11 protein-coding genes, 1 tRNA gene and 2 pseudogenes are annotated in these 18526 nt (G+C 35.2%); 5 read left to right on the top strand and 9 right to left on the bottom strand.

The annotated features are described in order from the left end of the window. Nucleotides 1–608: 608 nt before the first annotated feature. A complete protein-coding gene (gene cptA, locus AC01GB_RS07665) occupies nt 609–2321 on the bottom strand; it encodes a phosphoethanolamine transferase CptA (RefSeq protein WP_474451337.1) in 1713 nt (570 codons plus the stop codon). Between the two features lie 335 nt (nt 2322–2656). After that, nucleotides 2657–2857 (bottom strand): hypothetical protein, encoded by a 201-nt coding sequence (locus tag AC01GB_RS07660; RefSeq protein WP_474451336.1) that lies wholly within the window; start codon nt 2855–2857, stop codon nt 2657–2659. A 363-nt stretch (nt 2858–3220) separates the two neighbouring features. Here AC01GB_RS07660 and AC01GB_RS07655 point away from each other — a divergent pair, with 363 nt between their 5' ends. Beyond that, nucleotides 3221–4246 (top strand): hypothetical protein, encoded by a 1026-nt coding sequence (locus tag AC01GB_RS07655; protein ID WP_474451335.1) that lies wholly within the window; start codon nt 3221–3223, stop codon nt 4244–4246. Nucleotides 4247–4769: 523 nt separating this feature from the next. Here AC01GB_RS07655 and AC01GB_RS07650 read toward each other — a convergent pair. Continuing rightward, nucleotides 4770–6881, bottom strand: coding sequence for a hypothetical protein (locus AC01GB_RS07650; protein WP_474451333.1), 2112 nt, complete (start codon nt 6879–6881; stop codon nt 4770–4772). Between the two features lie 789 nt (nt 6882–7670). On the opposite strand from AC01GB_RS07650, the pseudogene AC01GB_RS07645 reads away from it, so the two are divergent. The 3 genes and pseudogenes from AC01GB_RS07645 to AC01GB_RS07635 all read left to right on the top strand — a co-directional run bounded on the left by AC01GB_RS07645 (nt 7671) and on the right by AC01GB_RS07635 (nt 10158). Next, nucleotides 7671–9135, top strand: a pseudogene (locus AC01GB_RS07645) (NAD-dependent succinate-semialdehyde dehydrogenase). A 311-nt stretch (nt 9136–9446) separates the two neighbouring features. After that, the gene (locus AC01GB_RS07640) at nt 9447–9602 is read left to right on the top strand and encodes a DUF5993 family protein (protein WP_474451332.1); all 156 of its coding nucleotides are present in this window, start codon (nt 9447–9449) and stop codon (nt 9600–9602) included. A gap of 10 nt (nt 9603–9612) precedes the next feature. Then, nucleotides 9613–10158 (top strand): disulfide bond formation protein B, encoded by a 546-nt coding sequence (locus AC01GB_RS07635; protein ID WP_474451330.1) that lies wholly within the window; start codon nt 9613–9615, stop codon nt 10156–10158. A gap of 190 nt (nt 10159–10348) precedes the next feature. Here AC01GB_RS07635 and AC01GB_RS07630 read toward each other — a convergent pair whose 3' ends face one another. Then, nucleotides 10349–10552, bottom strand: a complete 204-nt coding sequence (locus AC01GB_RS07630) for an asparaginase domain-containing protein (protein WP_474452347.1) — start codon at nt 10550–10552, stop codon at nt 10349–10351. Between the two features lie 399 nt (nt 10553–10951). Here AC01GB_RS07630 and AC01GB_RS07625 point away from each other — a divergent pair, with 399 nt between their 5' ends. Next, nucleotides 10952–11770: a hypothetical protein gene (locus AC01GB_RS07625; RefSeq protein WP_474451329.1), complete on the top strand. Its 819-nt coding sequence runs from the start codon at nt 10952–10954 to the stop codon at nt 11768–11770. A gap of 641 nt (nt 11771–12411) precedes the next feature. Here AC01GB_RS07625 and fbaA read toward each other — a convergent pair. The 5 genes and pseudogenes from fbaA to AC01GB_RS07600 form a co-directional block, all read right to left on the bottom strand. Further along, a complete protein-coding gene (gene fbaA / locus AC01GB_RS07620) occupies nt 12412–13491 on the bottom strand; it encodes a class II fructose-bisphosphate aldolase (RefSeq protein WP_474451328.1) in 1080 nt (359 codons plus the stop codon). Between the two features lie 61 nt (nt 13492–13552). After that, nucleotides 13553–14716, bottom strand: coding sequence for a phosphoglycerate kinase (gene pgk, locus AC01GB_RS07615; protein WP_474451326.1), 1164 nt, complete (start codon nt 14714–14716; stop codon nt 13553–13555). A 76-nt stretch (nt 14717–14792) separates the two neighbouring features. Continuing rightward, a pseudogene (gene epd / locus AC01GB_RS07610) lies at nt 14793–15825 on the bottom strand (erythrose-4-phosphate dehydrogenase). 269 nt (nt 15826–16094) lie between these two features. Beyond that, nucleotides 16095–18089 (bottom strand): transketolase, encoded by a 1995-nt coding sequence (gene tkt, locus AC01GB_RS07605; protein ID WP_474451324.1) that lies wholly within the window; start codon nt 18087–18089, stop codon nt 16095–16097. A 328-nt stretch (nt 18090–18417) separates the two neighbouring features. Next, nucleotides 18418–18494 (bottom strand) — tRNA-Asp (locus AC01GB_RS07600). Nucleotides 18495–18526: the final 32 nt, after the last annotated feature.

Raw genomic sequence — 18526 nt, 5'->3', positions numbered from 1 at the left:
CTGAATTAGTATTTCAGTGTTATTACCTAAGTTATCCTTTCCTTTAATTGTATTAAATAAATGTATTTAAATGAGAAATAATATCGATTTGTTTTTATCGAAATTGATACAATATCCTGGTATAGACACATGTTTAGTATCAAGTTAAATGAATGTTTATATTGATTATTTGTTATTTAATTAAGTGTTAAATTTCATGTCAAAAATGATTTACGTTATTTATTATTAGGCACGTTAGTATTTTTATTTTGTCTGCAATACTACAGTGTAGAATGATAACCATAACAGTATTAAAGTGAACAAACCATATAATTTAATGAATAATTTTAAATTTTGTGACTTACAAGCTGATATTATTAGTTTATTTAATTAATAAAATGTTCTAGTAATAGCGGCTATTCGACTTTTTTTACCGTTATTAACTAATAATTTAGCTTTTTAGTTATTGATTAATTGATATCTTAAACAAAAGTACGTTACTAACTAATTGTTTGAAAAATGGCCAGTTTAAAACTGGTTATCAGATATAATTTGTATCTATAAATTTTATGATTAATGGTGTAACTCTCCCCTAAGAATTAACCCGGGAAGAGAAATAAATGAAAGGACTATTTTTTTAGTTGATCATAGGTTTTTAGTGGTTGTTGTTTGTTATAAGGATCACCAATATAACGGGGAGAAGGTTGAAAATCCTTGTTAATGACACTTTTACTGACATCCAATCCATCATAATCAAGCCCGGCTAAATCTGACCAAGTATGGATCAAATGCATAATACTATAGGGCCTATTTACCATGGTATCTAAATGGCGTTGGAGAGTATTAATCCATTGGGTTGATTGCCAGATAATAAAAGGAATCTCATACATAGGGCGGGTTGGTGCTGCTTCATTACGACCTAAAATATGGTGTGGCGGTGTGTCAAAAACCTCTTCGCCATGATCAGGCAAATAGACCAAAAAACCGTTTTCGTTAGATGCAGCAAAATCTCGTATTAGTGTTGCCACTACCTTATCGTTGAAGTGTTGTGCACTATCATAGTCGTTATAATCGGCTTGCTCACTTTTAGCCAAATTGGTGGGCATAGTATCTGTTTTATTATCAAATATTCCCTCATCTTTAGGGTAACGATAGGCATATTTCATATGGGTGCCAAGTAAATGGACAATGATGAATTTCTTTTCTGCTGGATCTTTTAATACTTCATTGAATGGAGCTAATACTGATGTGTCATATTGGCGTGAACTTTGCGCCATATCGTTGTTTAGATAATATTGTTTATCGGTCTGGCGCGAAAATGCGGTTAACATCGTATTACGTTGAGTTATGGTTTGCTGATTGGTGATCCAGAAAGTTTTATAACCTGCCTGCTTCATCATATTCATTAACGAAGGAGCTGTTTTATAAAGTTCTGGGTGTAATTGATCGGCAAAAGTTAATGCTTGTTGTAACACTTCGATAGTGTAAGGGCGTGAGGTAACTACGTCGTTGAATACTTTGAAATTATTTGGGTATTGTGCTTTTAATGTGCTTAATTGTGGTGTTGTTAGGCGGCCATATCCATATAAACTCATACGGTTTCGACTTGTCGATTCACCAATGACTAACACTAATGTTCTTGGAGTAGCGCCATTATTATCAATCAAATTTTTTAAAGGGGGTATTTTAGCATTGTGGGTTAAAATAGCTTCCATATTAGTAAGCTGATTTTGATAAAGAAAATAACCGCTAATAAATTGCCAAGGAGCAGCATAAGCCATCCTGGCATTTAAATATGGCATTAGGTCATCAAGATCACCGTTTGATTTGATGACTTTTTTGTAAAAAGGGGCACCAAAAAGAATACCGATAATAATTGTTGTCAATATAACTTTGGCTGAAACGGAAATATGAATAGGTTTTATGCGTGTCCATAAAAAAATAGCGATAAGTGTATAAACCAATAGGCTTGCGATAACTTTAATACTTAAATATTGGGTTAAGAATTCACTTGCTTCATGTGTGTTTGTTTCAAACATGATAAACATGACACTTTGTGAAAACTGTTGGCCATAAACAATATAATAGGCCAAGGCGATGGCAGAAGATAGCCAGAGAAAAATGCCTATAATGGCGACAATCAATTTGATATGGCGAGAAAAAAACAGTGCAGGAATGAGCCAAAGAGTGCTGTATAAAAGGGAATCTCTTAGACCAATGGTATTACTTTGACCGGTTGTTACAACAATGATTTGAATAACTGTAGAAAAATAGAGAAAAAAGACAAGCAACCAGATAAAGGCTACTAAGTTATTTTTTTTATTTGGTGAGGAATTAAACATATAATTTATGCTCATCAATTTTGGTTTTTTTAACATAAGGTGTTATGTATTATTTTCATTATCAGCTATTTTGACGGCTGATAATTTTTTGAACATTAAACGAAATAGAAATAATTGCAACAAAAATATTGTTACCTTTAAGCAATTGTTGGAAATATGTTGCTAGTTTTTTGGTTGGAAAGAAGTATTATTAAATTATAGTCTAAATCTACATTTGAACCCGGTATCTTAATTTTTACATGTGCAATTGGCGACGTCGTTGTTGGATGCGATAATGTCGGTGCCGGATCGGATATGTTAAGTAATAGCTTAAATTTACACCTGCATCAGGCATCTTAATCGTTGTATGTGAAGTCGGCGACATAGTTGTGCTGCGAAGCCGACATCGGCATTGTGCGCTCGCTAGCCGGTAATGCGATTGAACTAGCAGAATGATTAACCGCTGGAGCCTGAGCTGAAGTAGGTAATGTATGTCGAGTATCTGATGGATTAGAATTATTATAATTTATTCTAATATGTCTATAACTTTCCCCCATATCCCCTCCGACTTTCAAATCTTAATTTTCTTGACAAATTATAAAAGTTTATTACATTCTTTTATTTTTACAAATTCACCACCAGATATTTGCTTATTTTTAAATATCACTCGATTCGCTAATAATGGCTAAAATTTAGGAACTTTGATGTAAGGATTTTAAACATTTTGATAAATATCTTTTAATAGCATTAAAATGGATTTTAATATTCAATTATCAAATTATTAGACCATTTATAAAATAACAACCAGATTAAAATTAACTTAAAAATCTATAGAAAAAAACACCTATCCTATACTTATCAGATATAAAGAAATCAATGCAAGCGAAGTAAAGCGTTTATCAGTCGAAAATAACCAGTAAATGGAAGAGACTGATAGCAACAAAGAGAGCAAACGATTCGGCAATATTGGAGTGAATACTTTGCACTATCGAAGAGATGAAAAAAATATCGGGATCAAGGTATGCATGTATAATATTATTGTATTTATCGCTCTGTTCTATTGTGAGTCGAGTACTAAAAGCTATGGTTTAGAAAATACTAATGAGGTTCCTTTTCATAAAAATAAATTAATTAAAGATGTTAATTCTTCAGATGTATACATACTTCCAGATAGAAGAATCGTTGCTTATTATGGTAATTTTGACTCAAGAAAAATGGGAGTATTAGGCGAGTATTCCCCTTTAGTAATGTGGAGTAAATTAAAAAATGAAGCCGCAGAATGGAATGCAGCCGACCCAACAACACCAGTGATAATGGCTTTGCACTATATAGCCATCGTTGCCAGCAATAATCCAGGCTACGATGGTGAATATATTAATAGAATGAACAAATACCAAATAGAAAAGGCGATTTCAATCGCAGGTATGGAAAAAAACACTATTTTATTTTTAGACATCCAACCCGGATTGAGTAATTTAAGGAATGAGGTTATAGGACTTAGTCCTTATTTAAAAATGCCAAATGTTCATTTAGGTATAGATCCAGAATTTATGGTGCACAATGGAAATATACCAGGTAAAGTAATAGGATCAATATCTTATGTTGATATCAATTATATTATTGATTATTTATCAAACCTGATTGAACAGTTTAATTTACCACCTAAAGTTTTAATTATTCATCGGTTTACCAAAAGAATGGTTATTGGTTTTGAAAAAGTGAAGAATTCGAAAAACGTCCAAGTTGTTTTAAATATGGATGGTTTTGGTTCTCCTTCGCTAAAAAAACTTAAGTACAACCAAGTTATATCTTCAGAATACAGTATTAAATATTTAGGCATAAAAATATTTTATAAAAATGATTTAATCTCGCCTCCTCATCGACTCCTATCTAAGAAAGAAATTCTTAGTTTAAAACCAAAACCTTTATATATACAATATCAGTAAAACCCAATCGACCTTTAACGCAAATAGAAGAAAGCAGCTTACCAGCGATGGCTAAAATATTAACAAAATATTATTTTTATTAAAAAATAATTGCGTTTATATACCCTCTCTGTCAAATATTTTGCTAATTTTTATCAGATAGCAATACAACACTTTTTCATATACCTGCCTTGGCACATAAAATATTTTTCATAAATTCCATTTTTAAACTGTTTTAGTGATAAATACTGTCAAATTAATCATATTGTTAAAATCATTTTACTATTTTTTTCTTCTAAATTTTCCCAAATTGGGATGTATTTAATATAAGTACAATCTATAACCTATAACCTATAACCTATAACCTATAACCTATAACCTATAACCTATAACCTATAACTAAAATCATGTTTAGCTCAATTTCTATAAAATCGAGGTATATAATAGAATTAAGATTACTATTTAATATATTGCTATATAGAATATTATTCCTCAAATTTGATAATATATATCAAGAAATAATTAAAGCTAAACATGTGTTTGATTATATTACTTTATTTATATTTCGTTCAGTCGCTGATTTAGCTGCTAATCCATTTATGATATTATTATAAGCATCATCTCTCAGAGATTTACCTTCATTTTTCATTTGCTTAATAAAATAATGGTTATGATGTTGCGTGTAAATAGCTTTTGCTTGTTCATCATGCTGGATGAGTTTTTGCAAATCATTCCAATTAAAAGTTTTGTCAGAAATACTATCTTGATGTTTTAGTGCTTGTTTAATTGTTTTATTTTCACTTGCTAATTTTAAAAGATCTTGCACACTAGATTCTAATACTTTTTCTTTTGTCTTGGTTGATAGAGATATATTATAACTTTCTTTTACATACTCCAATCTAGATATTAAACTATAACTTCCTTGTTGCTTGTCTAATTTATTTCCCAAACGGTCAATGCTATATTCACCATCGTCAAGCATCCCCTTTATTATTTTTAGATCATCTGATAGTAAAGAGGTACGTTGTCGAATAAAATACTTACCCGGTTGTTTTATAAATTTTTTTTGGCTATTTATTATTTTATCAAGTAATTTATTTACTTTAGAATCAACTTGTTGATGCAATTTTTCTACCGTTAGTTGAATATTACTTTTATTTGCTTTATCGATCGTCTTTTGAATTAATGAGAGTAATTTTGCTTCTGCTAAAACTTTTTGCTGCTGCACCATTGTATTGGTTGCCACTTTAACAACCGTATTAAAGGTATCAATCGTTGTTACAGTTGATTGTGTTGCTTGATTTGTGCCAGTAGACTTTTCAGTTGTATGTTTCGCCAACTCATCGAAATTTAATCTTTTATCAGCTATATTTTGAGCATCTCTAGCACCTAAATATTTTCCTTCTTGCACCCTAGTTCTTGTACGAATATAAGATCCATAAATAGTAGCTGGCGCCCCGACTAAAGCAGGAACAAAACCTACCGCGCTGCCAATTCCAGTAATTGCATTTAATGAACTTAATGCCATCCCTGCCTGGCCAACAGCAGTGACAGTACCATACTCTATTCTTTGCTTATAGTTATAATGTATTTTACGGTCAGCTATTTCTTTTAATTGTGCAATATTTTCTTTAATAATATCTAGTTGCTGGTTCTTTACTAATAAGGAACGATCTGCTCGCAGTAGCGTATCCCGCTGGTGTCCAGAAATGGTTTGCGAAATTCCATACCCAGTCATCATGATTTGTGCTGGCAAAAGCAGAGTATTACTGACCATTCCGGCTAAATCACTGACGGCTTCTGCTCCACTGATACCTTGGGACATCACTAGATCTGCGATTGATTTGGCAGACAATCCAATCATTCCACCTGTCATTAAACTCATCGCCGCTGCTTGTAATGGAGAAGAATTACGGTCAATTTTTACTGCCGGCACTTCTTGTTGCATACGTTGATATTCGGTAGCCATATAAAGTGTTTTAGCGGTAGAATTACCTTGTTCTTGTGATTTTTCTTGCAAATACTTCCAAGTAGTACACAGTTGCTGTAAATTTTCGATATTTTCTTTTTCACTTCCACCTTGTAACCAATTAATCCAAGCATCAAAAAATGGTTTAATTTTTTCTTCAAAAAGCTTCTTATTGACATCATCTTCAGCAAAATTTTGTTGTAATATTTTTAATATCTCTTGTTTTTTTTCCTTAATATCATTCATAAATGTAGGATAAATATCTTTAAAACTTTCTACTGATTCATCAAAAGCGCCTTTTGCACCTATTCCAACCAAAGGAATAGCTGGTAGTAATATACTTAACGATAATAATGACTGATGAAATTGTGGTAAAATTTGTCCTGTCGCTCCGGTAAATTCATCAATTCCATCAATAGAACGCAAATAATTATATGCTGACATTGCTATTTTATTACAAAAACTTTTTGTATTACTTAATATATTTTTTTGTTTATCTAAATCCCCTGACTGCACAAGAATAGATGGTATCGAATCATTATTTATATTTTGATTAGAATTACTAACATTACTTATCATAGACGAAAAAGGTGATTGACTTATATCATTTTTAGGTTCTGATATTTTTTCCAAACAATTAGTAGGGTTAATAGAATTAGAGAAAAAGGTAGAGGAGATAGAAAACATATAATGTCCTTTACATCGCTTTAAATGATATTGATAAACAATATCATTTATAATATCAATTTTTTTGGTCTTGGTGGTAGCTTTTTATTGCCAACTTTTGGCTCTATCACATTAATAATAAGAAATTTATTTTGCTAGAATGGAATGATTTTTGGCAATTAAAGCATAAAAGAATTTTTTAATAATAGACAATAGCAGAAAATCTCCTTAACAAATCAAATAACGATTTGTTAAATGTATATTGTGCCTTTAATTACATATTAAGAGATGTCTAATAATTATTAGAATTGAATGATTATTTACTTCATTAAGTATTAAAACTGAATGGTATTAAAAATTTTTTATGAATAACAACAAAAATAATCGATTTTCTGGCAAACTATTATTTGGTAAGCCTGAATAAAATTAAGTTATAGTAGAGTTTATTTTTTACAGCAACTAATTAAATTTTGTTATTTTATTACATTAACACCAGCAGTCGAGTAAAGGTTACGCTGCTGTTTCTTAAGCGACTAACAGATAAAATTGGCCTGACAATACAAAATTATTCCCCACTTTATCATCATTTTTTTCAATAAAATTTATTTTATTTTGTTCAGAAGTTATTATTGTATTTTTCTAAATTATAATCAAAATCTATCCTAATAATGGTGATGACTTGCATTTGCGCAGATTTAAATCAGCTAGCAATTGTTCTTTTTTATTTTTGCAGCAGTTAGCCGCAATTGAAAATCAAATTAAAGATAAATATCGAATGGTATACCATCCATAAATTCTGGAGAAAAATCAATGGAAAATAATCTCATTAATTCTCCCCTTTTCCGTCAACAAGCCTATATTAACGGTCAATGGGTCGATGCTGATAAGCATTCAACATTTAATGTTATCAATCCTGCTAATGGTGATGTAATTGCTAAAGTCAGTGATTTAGGCAAAATCTAAACACAAAAAACTATCGATGCCGCTGACAAGACATTACCCGCATGGCGTGCAATGAGCGCAAAACAACGCAGTCAGATTTTAAATAAATGGTTTTATCTGATTATGGAAAATCAGACAGCCTTAGCAGAAATATTGAGCCTGGAGCAAGGTAAATGCCACAGCGAAGCAATGGGTGAAATAACTTATGGCGCTAGTTTTATCCAATGGTTTGCGGAAGAAGGAAAGAGAACTTATGGTGAAACAATTCCTTCTCCTGTCGCTGATTGCCGAATAATGACTATCAAACAAGCGGTTGGTGTCGTAGCTGCCATTACGCCATGGAATTTTCCCAATGCCATGATCACAAGAAAAGTTGCCCCTGCCCTGGCTACTGGCTGTACCGTTATTATAAAACCCGCGGCTGAAACACCTCTATCAGCTTTAGCATTAGCAGTACTGGCTGAGAAAGCAGGTATTCCTGCTGGTGTTTTAAATATTGTACCCAGTACCGAGGCAAAAACAGTTGGTTCGGTTATGACAGCAAGCCCGATAGTCCGCAAATTAACCTTCACTGGCTCAACGCAAGTGGGGGAAATTATTAATGGCGCAGTGTGCTAATATAGTCAAAAAGATCTCATTAGAGTTAGGCGGCAATGCACCTTTTATTGTTTTCGATGATGCTGATTTAGAAGCGGCAGTTCAAGGTGTATTAGCAGCAAATTTTCGCAATAGTGGACAGACTTGCGTTTGTGCTAATCGTATCTTGGTTCAAGCAACTATATATGACGAATTCGCAAAAAGACTTAGTGCAACTGTAAAAACTCTGCGCGTCGGGCCAGCAAGTCAAAAAGATGCTCAACTAGGACCGTTAATTAATCAGCAAGCCATCGACAAAGTAAAACAACATATTGCGGATGCTATCGCGCATGGGGCACACCTGTTAACCGGCGGCAATGTTGCCTCACAAGGAAAATTATTCTTTGAACCAACGATATTGACTGATGTAAATAACCAAATGAAAGTCGCTAAAGAAGAGACATTTGGCCCATTATTTAAATTTGCTGACGAATCAGAAGCAATTCAGTTAGCTAATGAAACCGAATTTGGCTTAGCTGCCTATTTTTATTCACGCGATATTAGCCGTATCTATCGAGTTGCGGAAGCATTGGAAACAGGTATGATTGGCATTAATGAAGGACTCATCTCTAATGAAATGGCGCCTTTTGGTGGTATTAAACAATCAGGACTCGGGCGCGAAGGCTCCCATTATGGTATCGATGAATTTTTAGAAATAAAATATCTCTGTTTTGGTAATATTAAAACGACTATATAATTTAACTTAATGAAATATTAATAATTTTCATAAAGAATGAAAATTTGAGGGTAATGTTAACCTGATAAAATTAGTCGCATTGACCCTCTGTGTTTTAAAACTCTATAGAATTTTAATTTAATACTAGATGATCTTGTATTGGATTGCTTTTTGCTAATAAATGCAGATTATTAACAACTTTTGACAACAATTGGTTAACACCTATAATTTATAATATCACTTTAATATATTATTATAAAATATATTATTTATATTGATAATATTATTGTGCATATAAAATCGAATAGTTAATGTTATGCTAATAGGATCTTATGATGTTTTTACCTTTTTTCATCGCTTTTCTGGTCACTATCTCACTTATTCTCAAACAGAGAAAACTAAGTTATATCCTTTTATTAATGCTGTTTATTATAACTATCTTATTATCTAAATATCATGCAAGCGATAATATCAACTTATCGTTTTAGTTAGAGAATTATGATGAAAACACTATCTTCAACAAAAGTTATTTCTAATCTGAATATTCTAGGACTATTAGGAATATCTGTAACATTAATCGTTGCATTCTATTATCAAATTATATTACATGAAATACCCTGCCCACTATGCTTATTACAACGAGTGGGTATTATAATGATAGGTATCGGTTTTCTATTTAATCTTATCTTTGGTATTAATCAGCGTCATTATAGTATAATTATTCTTAGTTCTATCACCACATGTATCACTGCAACCCGCCAAGTATTAATTCATATTCTGCCAGGTGATCCTGAATATTATTCTACAGTCTTCGGTTTGCATCTTTATACTTGGTCGCTAATTTTCTCCTTAGCCATCATTCTGTTCGTTTGTGTATTAATGTTATTCAATAGCGCTGAAATACAAGTAGCAAAATCCCCTGCCAGAGAAATAGCGATTTATCTATTTGTATTTTTAATACTCGCTAACCTTATATCCACAATATTGGAGTGTGGGCTGACACAATGTGTTGATAATCCAATATTTTATAACTTATTAAATTAAAAATCTAATTTATTATCAATTGAAAATTCGCAGTTATAGTATAAATTTTCGACAGTTAAAAATGTCTGTTAAATCGTTTTTAAAATAAAAAATATTCGTTGTGTTTAAATCGATTAAACAGATATTTAATGCGTTTTGCTATTGTCTATGCTCACGATAACAAAGCCCTATCTGCGTCATGTCCAGCGCGTCAAGGATGTATTTGTATCACACCCTGCCTGACGTTGTCTGGTGGCGCTACCGTCACAATTGCGTCGTGCAAGTTTGCCGGCGCGTCAGAAATAAATGCAGTCACCGGACACATCACACCCATCAGCACAGCAGCTTTCTCACCCTTTACCATCAAGTTTAGCAAATAGGCGATTTCCTCATTAGTATCGCTACCATGAGTTATTCTAAATTAAAAGTCTTGTTTTGTTAGCAACGGCAAATTAGGCAAAAAACATATTGGCTAAACATACCGTGGGAGCATCTATAAAATTTACCTATCGTCACTCCATTAATCTGGATGATATCCACTTAAGTCTTGTTGATAATAACAACGCAATATAGAATCCTGCGTCAATAAAGTGGCTGACTATCCGATCAAATTTGGATTACTACAATAATTATTTTTCTTCTATGCTTGATTCTTTATTTATATTCTATTTTTTTATGGAGTTTGTGACGTGTTTCCAATAAGTAATTTATCAACGGTTGCTCATGTTGCTTTGCTCAATAAAAATGATCCACCCAACATGCTGTTGCAGCAATTAATATCATCTTCTGCTCATATATTCAAGGGGAAACTCGCTTGCTTCCTAACGGACTAAATGCTCGCGATAATTTTCCGTTACTATTTCAGGTTGTCCTCGATCCGGTAAATGAACAGCCTGAAATAAATGGATTTCAACCTTCACATGACTTTAATTCCTTATATCCAATGATTGGAAAACGAAGAGAAACAACCATTCTCACAGGAAATTATGATGAAATTGTACGATATGTATCCCGCAATCAAGCCTATGCGGTTTTTGCTATTGCCGCGCTTGGATTACCAGCGGTTTCATTGAAACAGAATTTTGATGATCCTGATACTAGTGCTATAGCGTTGCTATTTTCTGTAACAGGGAGTTTAGAAAGAGCAATAAGTTTTGATGAAACACATATCTTAGGCCCGGTAGATCCAGAACGAGTGGTTTTATTGCATGCACCCTACAGTAATCTTAATACTTTACAACCAGAAGTGGCTGAAAATCTTTCACGAACTTATCAACAAGTAGTAAATAAATATATGAATTCCTCTAACCACAGTACTTTTGATATCTGGTTCAGTCTCTATCCCCAATATGAGGCTTTATCTTCATATTTTATAGACAATGAACTTACACAACAGCAGATAACTAATGGTAATTTAGAAAGAAAAGTCGAGTCCGATAACATTCCTCATAATTCACTCACTGAAAATACTCATCTAGCTCACACGATGGTAAATGGAGAAAAAATAAGATCAGTAACCCCTGAGATATTAAAAGAGATAGTGTTATTAGGTGCAAAAGGGATCGCAAAAGCCGGTGGACTAACAAGGCTCAGTGAAAAATATAATGTGAATTTGAGTACTTTAAATAATTAGCTCCATGCGGATGGCACACTTACGGTTAACGGAAAAAATTTTTTAGGCGACAAATCCAGTAAATTAACCCCAGAGCTATTAGAAACAATAGCGTCATTAGATGCCGAAGAGTTTACAAAGGCCGGTGGACTAACAGGGCTCAGTGAACAATATAACGTCAATTTAACTACGCTAAATAATTACCTTGATAAAAATGGCATGCTCACAATGAGGGGGATGCGTTTTTTGGAAACCCGCTAGCATTTCAGTAAAAGTTGCTCTGTTATTTTTAGCTGGCTAACAGATAAAATCGGTTGGCCAACAACAGGTCATCCCTTTGCGGATGTTGAAGCTGCTGTTTGTTTAGCATATTTATCAATTCGATATCTGTAAGCAAAGTTTGAGTACACGGCAATGATGTGAATACCAGCATAGCTGGTATTCGTCGCTTAATATGTCGATGTTCTGTTTTTACCCGAATGGTTAATTATTTATTCTATCCAACTGTAATATCTTTAACCGTATAATATTCTATTAGTTTTGTTAAAATTGATATCTCACTTATACCTAAAACATCTTTTTTATCAAAACTTACGTCGGATAATAAAAAACCCTATGGTGAACCACAGGGTTGAGAACTAGGAAAATAAAATAGCGTTTAATTACAGCACATTGATACAGTTTAACTCTTTATATGCAAGTTCTAAACGCTCAATCATGGAAGTCTGACCCGCACGCAGCCAAACACGAGGGTCATAATATTTTTTATTAGGTTTATCTTCACCTTCTGGATTACCCAGTTGGCTTTGTAGATAACCTTCATTTTTCTTATAATAATTCAAAATGCCTTCCCAGGTCGCCCACTGGGTGTCAGTATCAATATTCATTTTTACCACACCATAACTGACTGCTTCTTTAATTTCTTCAGCAGTAGAGCCTGAACCTCCATGGAAAACAAAATTCATATTATTTTCCGCTGGCAAATTAAATTTCTGCGCAACATACTGTTGTGAGTTGTGTAGAATTTTTGGTGTTAATTGAACGTTGCCTGGCTTATAAACACCATGCACATTACCGAAAGATGCCGCAATAGTAAATCGATGACTAATTTTACTCAATTGCTCATAAGCATAAGCGACATCTTCAGGCTGTGTATAAAGCGATGAGCTATCTAAGCCAGTGTTATCGACACCATCTTCCTCACCACCAGTGCAACCTAACTCAATTTCTAATGTCATGCCCATTTTGCTCATCCGTTGCAAATATTGAGAGCAAATTTCAATATTTTCCGCCAATGACTCTTCAGACAAATCGATCATATGCGATGAAAACAGTGGCTTACCGGTGGTTTTATAATATTCCTCGCCAGCATCTAGCAAGCCATCAATCCATGGCAGTAGTTTACGTGCACAATGATCAGTGTGTAAGATAACAGCGACACCATAATGTTTTGCCAATTGATACACATGATGAGCACCTGATATTGCGCCTAAAATCGCAGCTTGCTGACCTTCTGCTTTTAGACCTTTACCGGCGATAAACGCAGCACCACCGTTAGAAAATTGGACAATTACCGGAGAACGAACTTTAGCAGCGGTTTCCAAAACAGCATTAATCGAATCTGTACCGACACAATTGACTGCCGGCAACGCAAATTTATGTTCTTTTGCAACGGCAAAAACTTTTTGCACATCATCGCCGGTAATAACACCTGGTTTTACAAAATCAAAAATCTTAGACATGAGATAAAATCCTATTATTGGACAGGTGAACAGTGCTACCTGTCATTTTCTTCAGATATAATTACTGTTTTGCTCGTTCTTCTAACACAACAACTGCAGGTAATTTTTTACCTTCCACAAATTCAAGAAAAGCACCACCACCAGTAGAAATATAAGAAATTTTATCCGCAATACCAAACAGATCAATCGCCGCTAATGTATCACCACCACCTGCAATAGAAAAAGCTTCACTTTCTGCAATCGCTTGGGCAATCACTGCGGTGCCGTGGCGAAAATTAGGGAACTCGAAAACCCCAACCGGACCATTCCATAAAATCGTTTTTGCTTTTTTAAGAATACCCGCCAAACGTTCAGCCGTTTCATCGCCTAAGTCCAAAATCTGCTCATCATCTTTAACATCATTGACAGATTTCATTACCGCCTCGGCTGTTTCAGAAAATTCAGTCGCTACACGAACATCAGTAGGTACAGGAATATCGCAAGTAGATAATAATTTTTCTGCTTCTGGGATCAAGCCATCTTCATATAAAGAACGGCCGACTTTATGACCTTCAGCTGCGATAAAAGTATTGGCAATACCGCCTCCCACAATAATTTGGTCGGCAATTTTTGCTAAAGAATCCAAGACAGTTAATTTAGTCGAAACTTTTGAACCACCAACGATTGCAACCATTGGCCGAGCAGGCTCTTTCAATGCTTTACCTAATGCGTCCAACTCAGCAAATAACAGCGGCCCAGCGCATGCTATAGGAGCAAATTTTGCCACACCATGGGTTGATGCCTGAGCACGGTGCGCCGTACCAAATGCATCCATTACATAGATGTCACAAAGTGCAGCATATTGCTTAGATAAATTTTCATCATCCTTTTTTTCACCCCGGTTGAAGCGTACATTCTCAAAAACCACCAGCTCGCCATTAGCAACTTCAACTCCATTTAAATAATCTTTTACTAAATGAACAGGATAGTCGAGCTTATCTGCTAAATAGTCTACAACGGGTTTCAATGAAAATTCCTCATTATACTCACCTTCAATCGGGCGACCTAAATGAGACGTTACCATTACCTTTGCGCCTTGCTTTAAAGCGGTTTCAATCGTCGGTAAAGAAGCACGGATCCGTGCATCAGAGGTAACTTTGTCATCTTTGACAGGAACGTTTAGGTCAGCCCGGATAAATACTTTTTTACCCGCTAGATCTAAATCGGTCATCTTAATTACAGACATGGTGAATCCTCTCGTTGATTCTCTAAATTATTAATCTTCTGCTGTGCATGGAGAGCAATATTCCCCATACTGTCTGTCAACAGATAGATTTGTTGAAACCAGTAGCAACCATTGCTAATGTCGTATCAAGCATACGATTGGCAAAACCCCACTCATTATCGCACCAAACTAAAATCTTAATTAGGTGTTGCCCACTAACTCGTGTTTGCGTACCATCTACAATAGCACTATGTGGGTCATGATAAAAATCTGTTGATACTAACGGCAATTCAGTATAATCAACTATACCACGAAATGAACCTTCTGCTGCTTGTTGCAACAGCTGATTGACTTTAGCTACCGTTACTTTAGATCTTACCGTCACACTGAGGTCGATCGCCGTTACATTGATAGTTGGTACGCGAACCGATATCGCTTCCAAAATGATCTTTGAATTTTGGAAATATTCGTGTGATCCCAGCAGCCAATTTGGTGTCAACAGGAATAATAGATTGGCTAGCGGCGCGTGTACGACGTAGATCTTGATGATAAGAATCAATAACCGGCTGATCATTCATTGCAGCGTGAATCGTTGTCACTGTACCAGACTCAATATCCAAAGCATCATCTAATATTTTAATCACAGGAATAATACAATTTGTGGTACAAGATGCGTTTGATACCAGTTGATCGCTATTTTTCAAACTGGTTTCATTAACCCCATAAACAATAGTTGCATCAAGATCAGTACTTCCCGGATGAGAAAATAGCACCTTTTTTGCGCCACTTGATAAATGCGCAGAGCCATCGGCCTTTGAGCCATAAACACCGGTACAATCGAGTACTACATCAATATCCAATGCTCGCCATGGTAGTTTTTCAATCTCAAATTGATGAAAAAGATGAATACTGTCATTACCTACAACTAACAAATCGTTATTCAGGCGCACATCATAAGCAAATCGGCCATGACTAGAATCATACTTTAATAAATGCGCTATTCCTTCCGAAGTAGCAATTTCATTAATTGCAACAACAGCAATTTGAGCTCGGTGATCTGATTCATAAAGCGCTCTTAAGATGCTACGCCCTATTCGCCCAAAACCATTAATTGCCACTCTAACTACCATACTCGTCCTTCAATATAACAACTGATTTGTTAATGGCTAAGAATACCGATAATTACAGCTTTTGTACTGAGGATTTTTGTCGTCAATCATAAAAAGTGTGCTTTTGATCAATAAATCTAGCAATTTTGCCAAAATGAAACGTTTCAGCTTAATTTAAATGCACTACAACATAAAAAAAAGATCGCAATAGCGCATGATTATCTGCTGAAATAAAAAGAGCGTATCTAATCATATAAAGCTGATCAATACGCTCATATCATTTTCATCAATTACGGCAATAAAGCTTTAGCCTTCTCTATCACATTTTCCACACTAAAACCAAACTCTTTAAATAAAACCTCTGCCGGTGCTGACTCACCAAAAGTATGCATACCAACAACCCCACCGGTTGTGCCAACATATTTGTACCAATAATCGGCAATACCCGCCTCAACAGCTAATCGTGCAGTAACTGAAGAGGGTAATACAGACTCACGATAAGCGGCGTCCTGTTTATCAAAAGTATCCGTTGATGGCATAGAAACCACTCGTACTTGATAGCCTTCGGCAGTCAATTTTTCATAAGCGCTAACCGCTAATCCAACCTCAGAGCCAGTTGCAATCAAAATAAGCGCGGGTGTTTTTTCGCTATCTTTGAGCACATAAGCCCCTTTAATAATATTGGCTAACTGTTTAGTATCACGTGGTTGTTGTTCAAGATTTTGACGGGAAAAAATCAACGCACTTGGCCCCTCATTACGCTCAATCGCATACTGCCAGGCAATAGCCGATTCAACCTGATCACAAGGACGCCAAGTACTTATATTAGGCGTCAGGCGCAAACTGGCTAATTGCTCAACAGGTTGATGGGTTGGACCATCCTCACCCAGACCAATAGAATCATGAGTATAAACAAAAATACTGCGAATCTTCATTAACGCAGCCATGCGTACTGCATTACGTGCATACTCAACAAACATTAAAAAGGTTGCACCATAGGGTATAAAACCACCATGCAAGGCAATACCATTCATAATAGCCGACATACCAAATTCACGTACACCATAGTGAATATAATTACCTGCTGGAGAATCTTTTATTGACTTAGACGCTGACCACATAGTTAAATTACTGGGAGCTAAATCAGCGGAGCCGCCTAAAAGTTCAGGCAATACCTTACCAAAAACCTCCAACGTATTTTGTGAGGCTTTACGGCTGGCAATATTAGCAGGATTCCGTTGTAATTCCACAACCAAATTATTTGCAACAGCTTGCCAATTAGTCGGTAATTCACCTTTGGTCCGACGGATAAACTCTTCGGCAAGTTGCGGAAAAGCCCGTTGATACTCAGCAAATTTTTCACGCCAGGTAGCTTCTTTTTGCTGACCAATTTCGCGGGCATCCCAGGCTTGATAAATATCTGCTGGTATTTCAAAAGGTGGATATGACCAATCTAGTGCTGCCCGGGTTTCAGCGATCTCAGTTTCACCTAATGGTGAACCATGCGCTTCTTCGGAACCTGCCTTACGTGGCGAGCCATAACCAATTATCGTTTTGCAGATTAATAGAGAGGGCTTATCGGTAACCTTACGGGCTTGTTCTATTGCTGACTTGATTTGTTCAGGATCATGTCCATCAATACCTTTGATAACATGCCAATGATAAGCGGCAAAACGTTCAGCAGTATTATCTGTAAACCAACCTTCCACCTCTCCATCGATTGAAATGCCATTATCATCATAAAAAGCAATCAATTTACCTAATTTCAATGTTCCAGCCAGTGAACAAGCTTCATGCGAAATGCCTTCCATCATGCAACCATCACCCATAAATACATAGGTATAATGATCAACAATAGTATGGTCTGGACGATTAAATTGAGCAGCTAACGTTCGTTCGGCAATAGCAAACCCTACAGCATTTGCAATTCCTTGTCCCAGCGGGCCAGTCGTGGTTTCAACACCTGGCGTATAACCATATTCGGGATGTCCCGGTGTTTTGGAATGAAGTTGGCGAAAATTTTTTAATTCTTTGATCGGTAAATCATAACCGGTAAGATGCAGCAAGCTATAAAGTATCATAGAACCATGACCATTAGATAATACAAAACGGTCACAATCTACCCAATCAGGATCAGCAGGATTATGATCCAGATAGTCACGCCAGAGTACTTCAGCAATATCCGCCATTCCCATTGGCGCACCTGGATGCCCTGACTTTGCTTTCTGTACCGCATCCATACTGAGGAAACGGATAGCATTAGCAAGGATTTTACGAGTGATCATTGTTTACTCCAAATCGAATAAATAGCAAATTTGATACTGATTTTCTCAAGGTCGTTTTGCCATCTTAACAGTTAAAATCTAATCTAGGTATCTGCCCTAAATAATCAGCGGTAACAAAATTTTAATCAATAGCAAAAGAATTAAAAATAAGTGAATGAAACAATAATAACAATCACTGTTTGTACTATAGCGAAAATCAAAACACGAATATCATAATTTTTTCTAAGCAAAAAGGCTGTGAGATTGGATATGATTTTCTGGCAAAAAGAATGTTTATTATCTTAAAATACAGAAAACCCCGAGGCTTATACTCAGGGTTTTATAATATTGGCGGTGCGGACGGGACTTGAACCCGCGCCCCCCGGCGTGACAGGCCGGTATTCTAACCAACTGAACTACCGCACCACGGTATAATCGATTTAAGAACGGCCATGATA

It is taken from the genome of Candidatus Arsenophonus phytopathogenicus, from assembly GCF_056113345.1.
Note: the sequence above shows the minus strand (reverse complement) of the source record. Positions and strands in the feature narration are given on the sequence as shown.

What these genes read in the sequence shown, in the direction of transcription:
- cptA (WP_474451337.1), bottom strand. Translation starts at nt 2,321, where the DNA reads ATGTTTAATTCCTCACCAAATAAAAAAAATAACTTAGTAGCCTTTATC.
- AC01GB_RS07660 (WP_474451336.1), bottom strand. Translation starts at nt 2,857, where the DNA reads ATGGGGGAAAGTTATAGACATATTAGAATAAATTATAATAATTCTAAT.
- AC01GB_RS07655 (WP_474451335.1), top strand. Translation starts at nt 3,221, where the DNA reads ATGGAAGAGACTGATAGCAACAAAGAGAGCAAACGATTCGGCAATATT.
- AC01GB_RS07650 (WP_474451333.1), bottom strand. Translation starts at nt 6,881, where the DNA reads ATGTTTTCTATCTCCTCTACCTTTTTCTCTAATTCTATTAACCCTACT.
- AC01GB_RS07640 (WP_474451332.1), top strand. Translation starts at nt 9,447, where the DNA reads ATGATGTTTTTACCTTTTTTCATCGCTTTTCTGGTCACTATCTCACTT.
- AC01GB_RS07635 (WP_474451330.1), top strand. Translation starts at nt 9,613, where the DNA reads ATGATGAAAACACTATCTTCAACAAAAGTTATTTCTAATCTGAATATT.
- fbaA (WP_474451328.1), bottom strand. Translation starts at nt 13,491, where the DNA reads ATGTCTAAGATTTTTGATTTTGTAAAACCAGGTGTTATTACCGGCGAT.
- pgk (WP_474451326.1), bottom strand. Translation starts at nt 14,716, where the DNA reads ATGTCTGTAATTAAGATGACCGATTTAGATCTAGCGGGTAAAAAAGTA.
- tkt (WP_474451324.1), bottom strand. Translation starts at nt 18,089, where the DNA reads ATGATCACTCGTAAAATCCTTGCTAATGCTATCCGTTTCCTCAGTATG.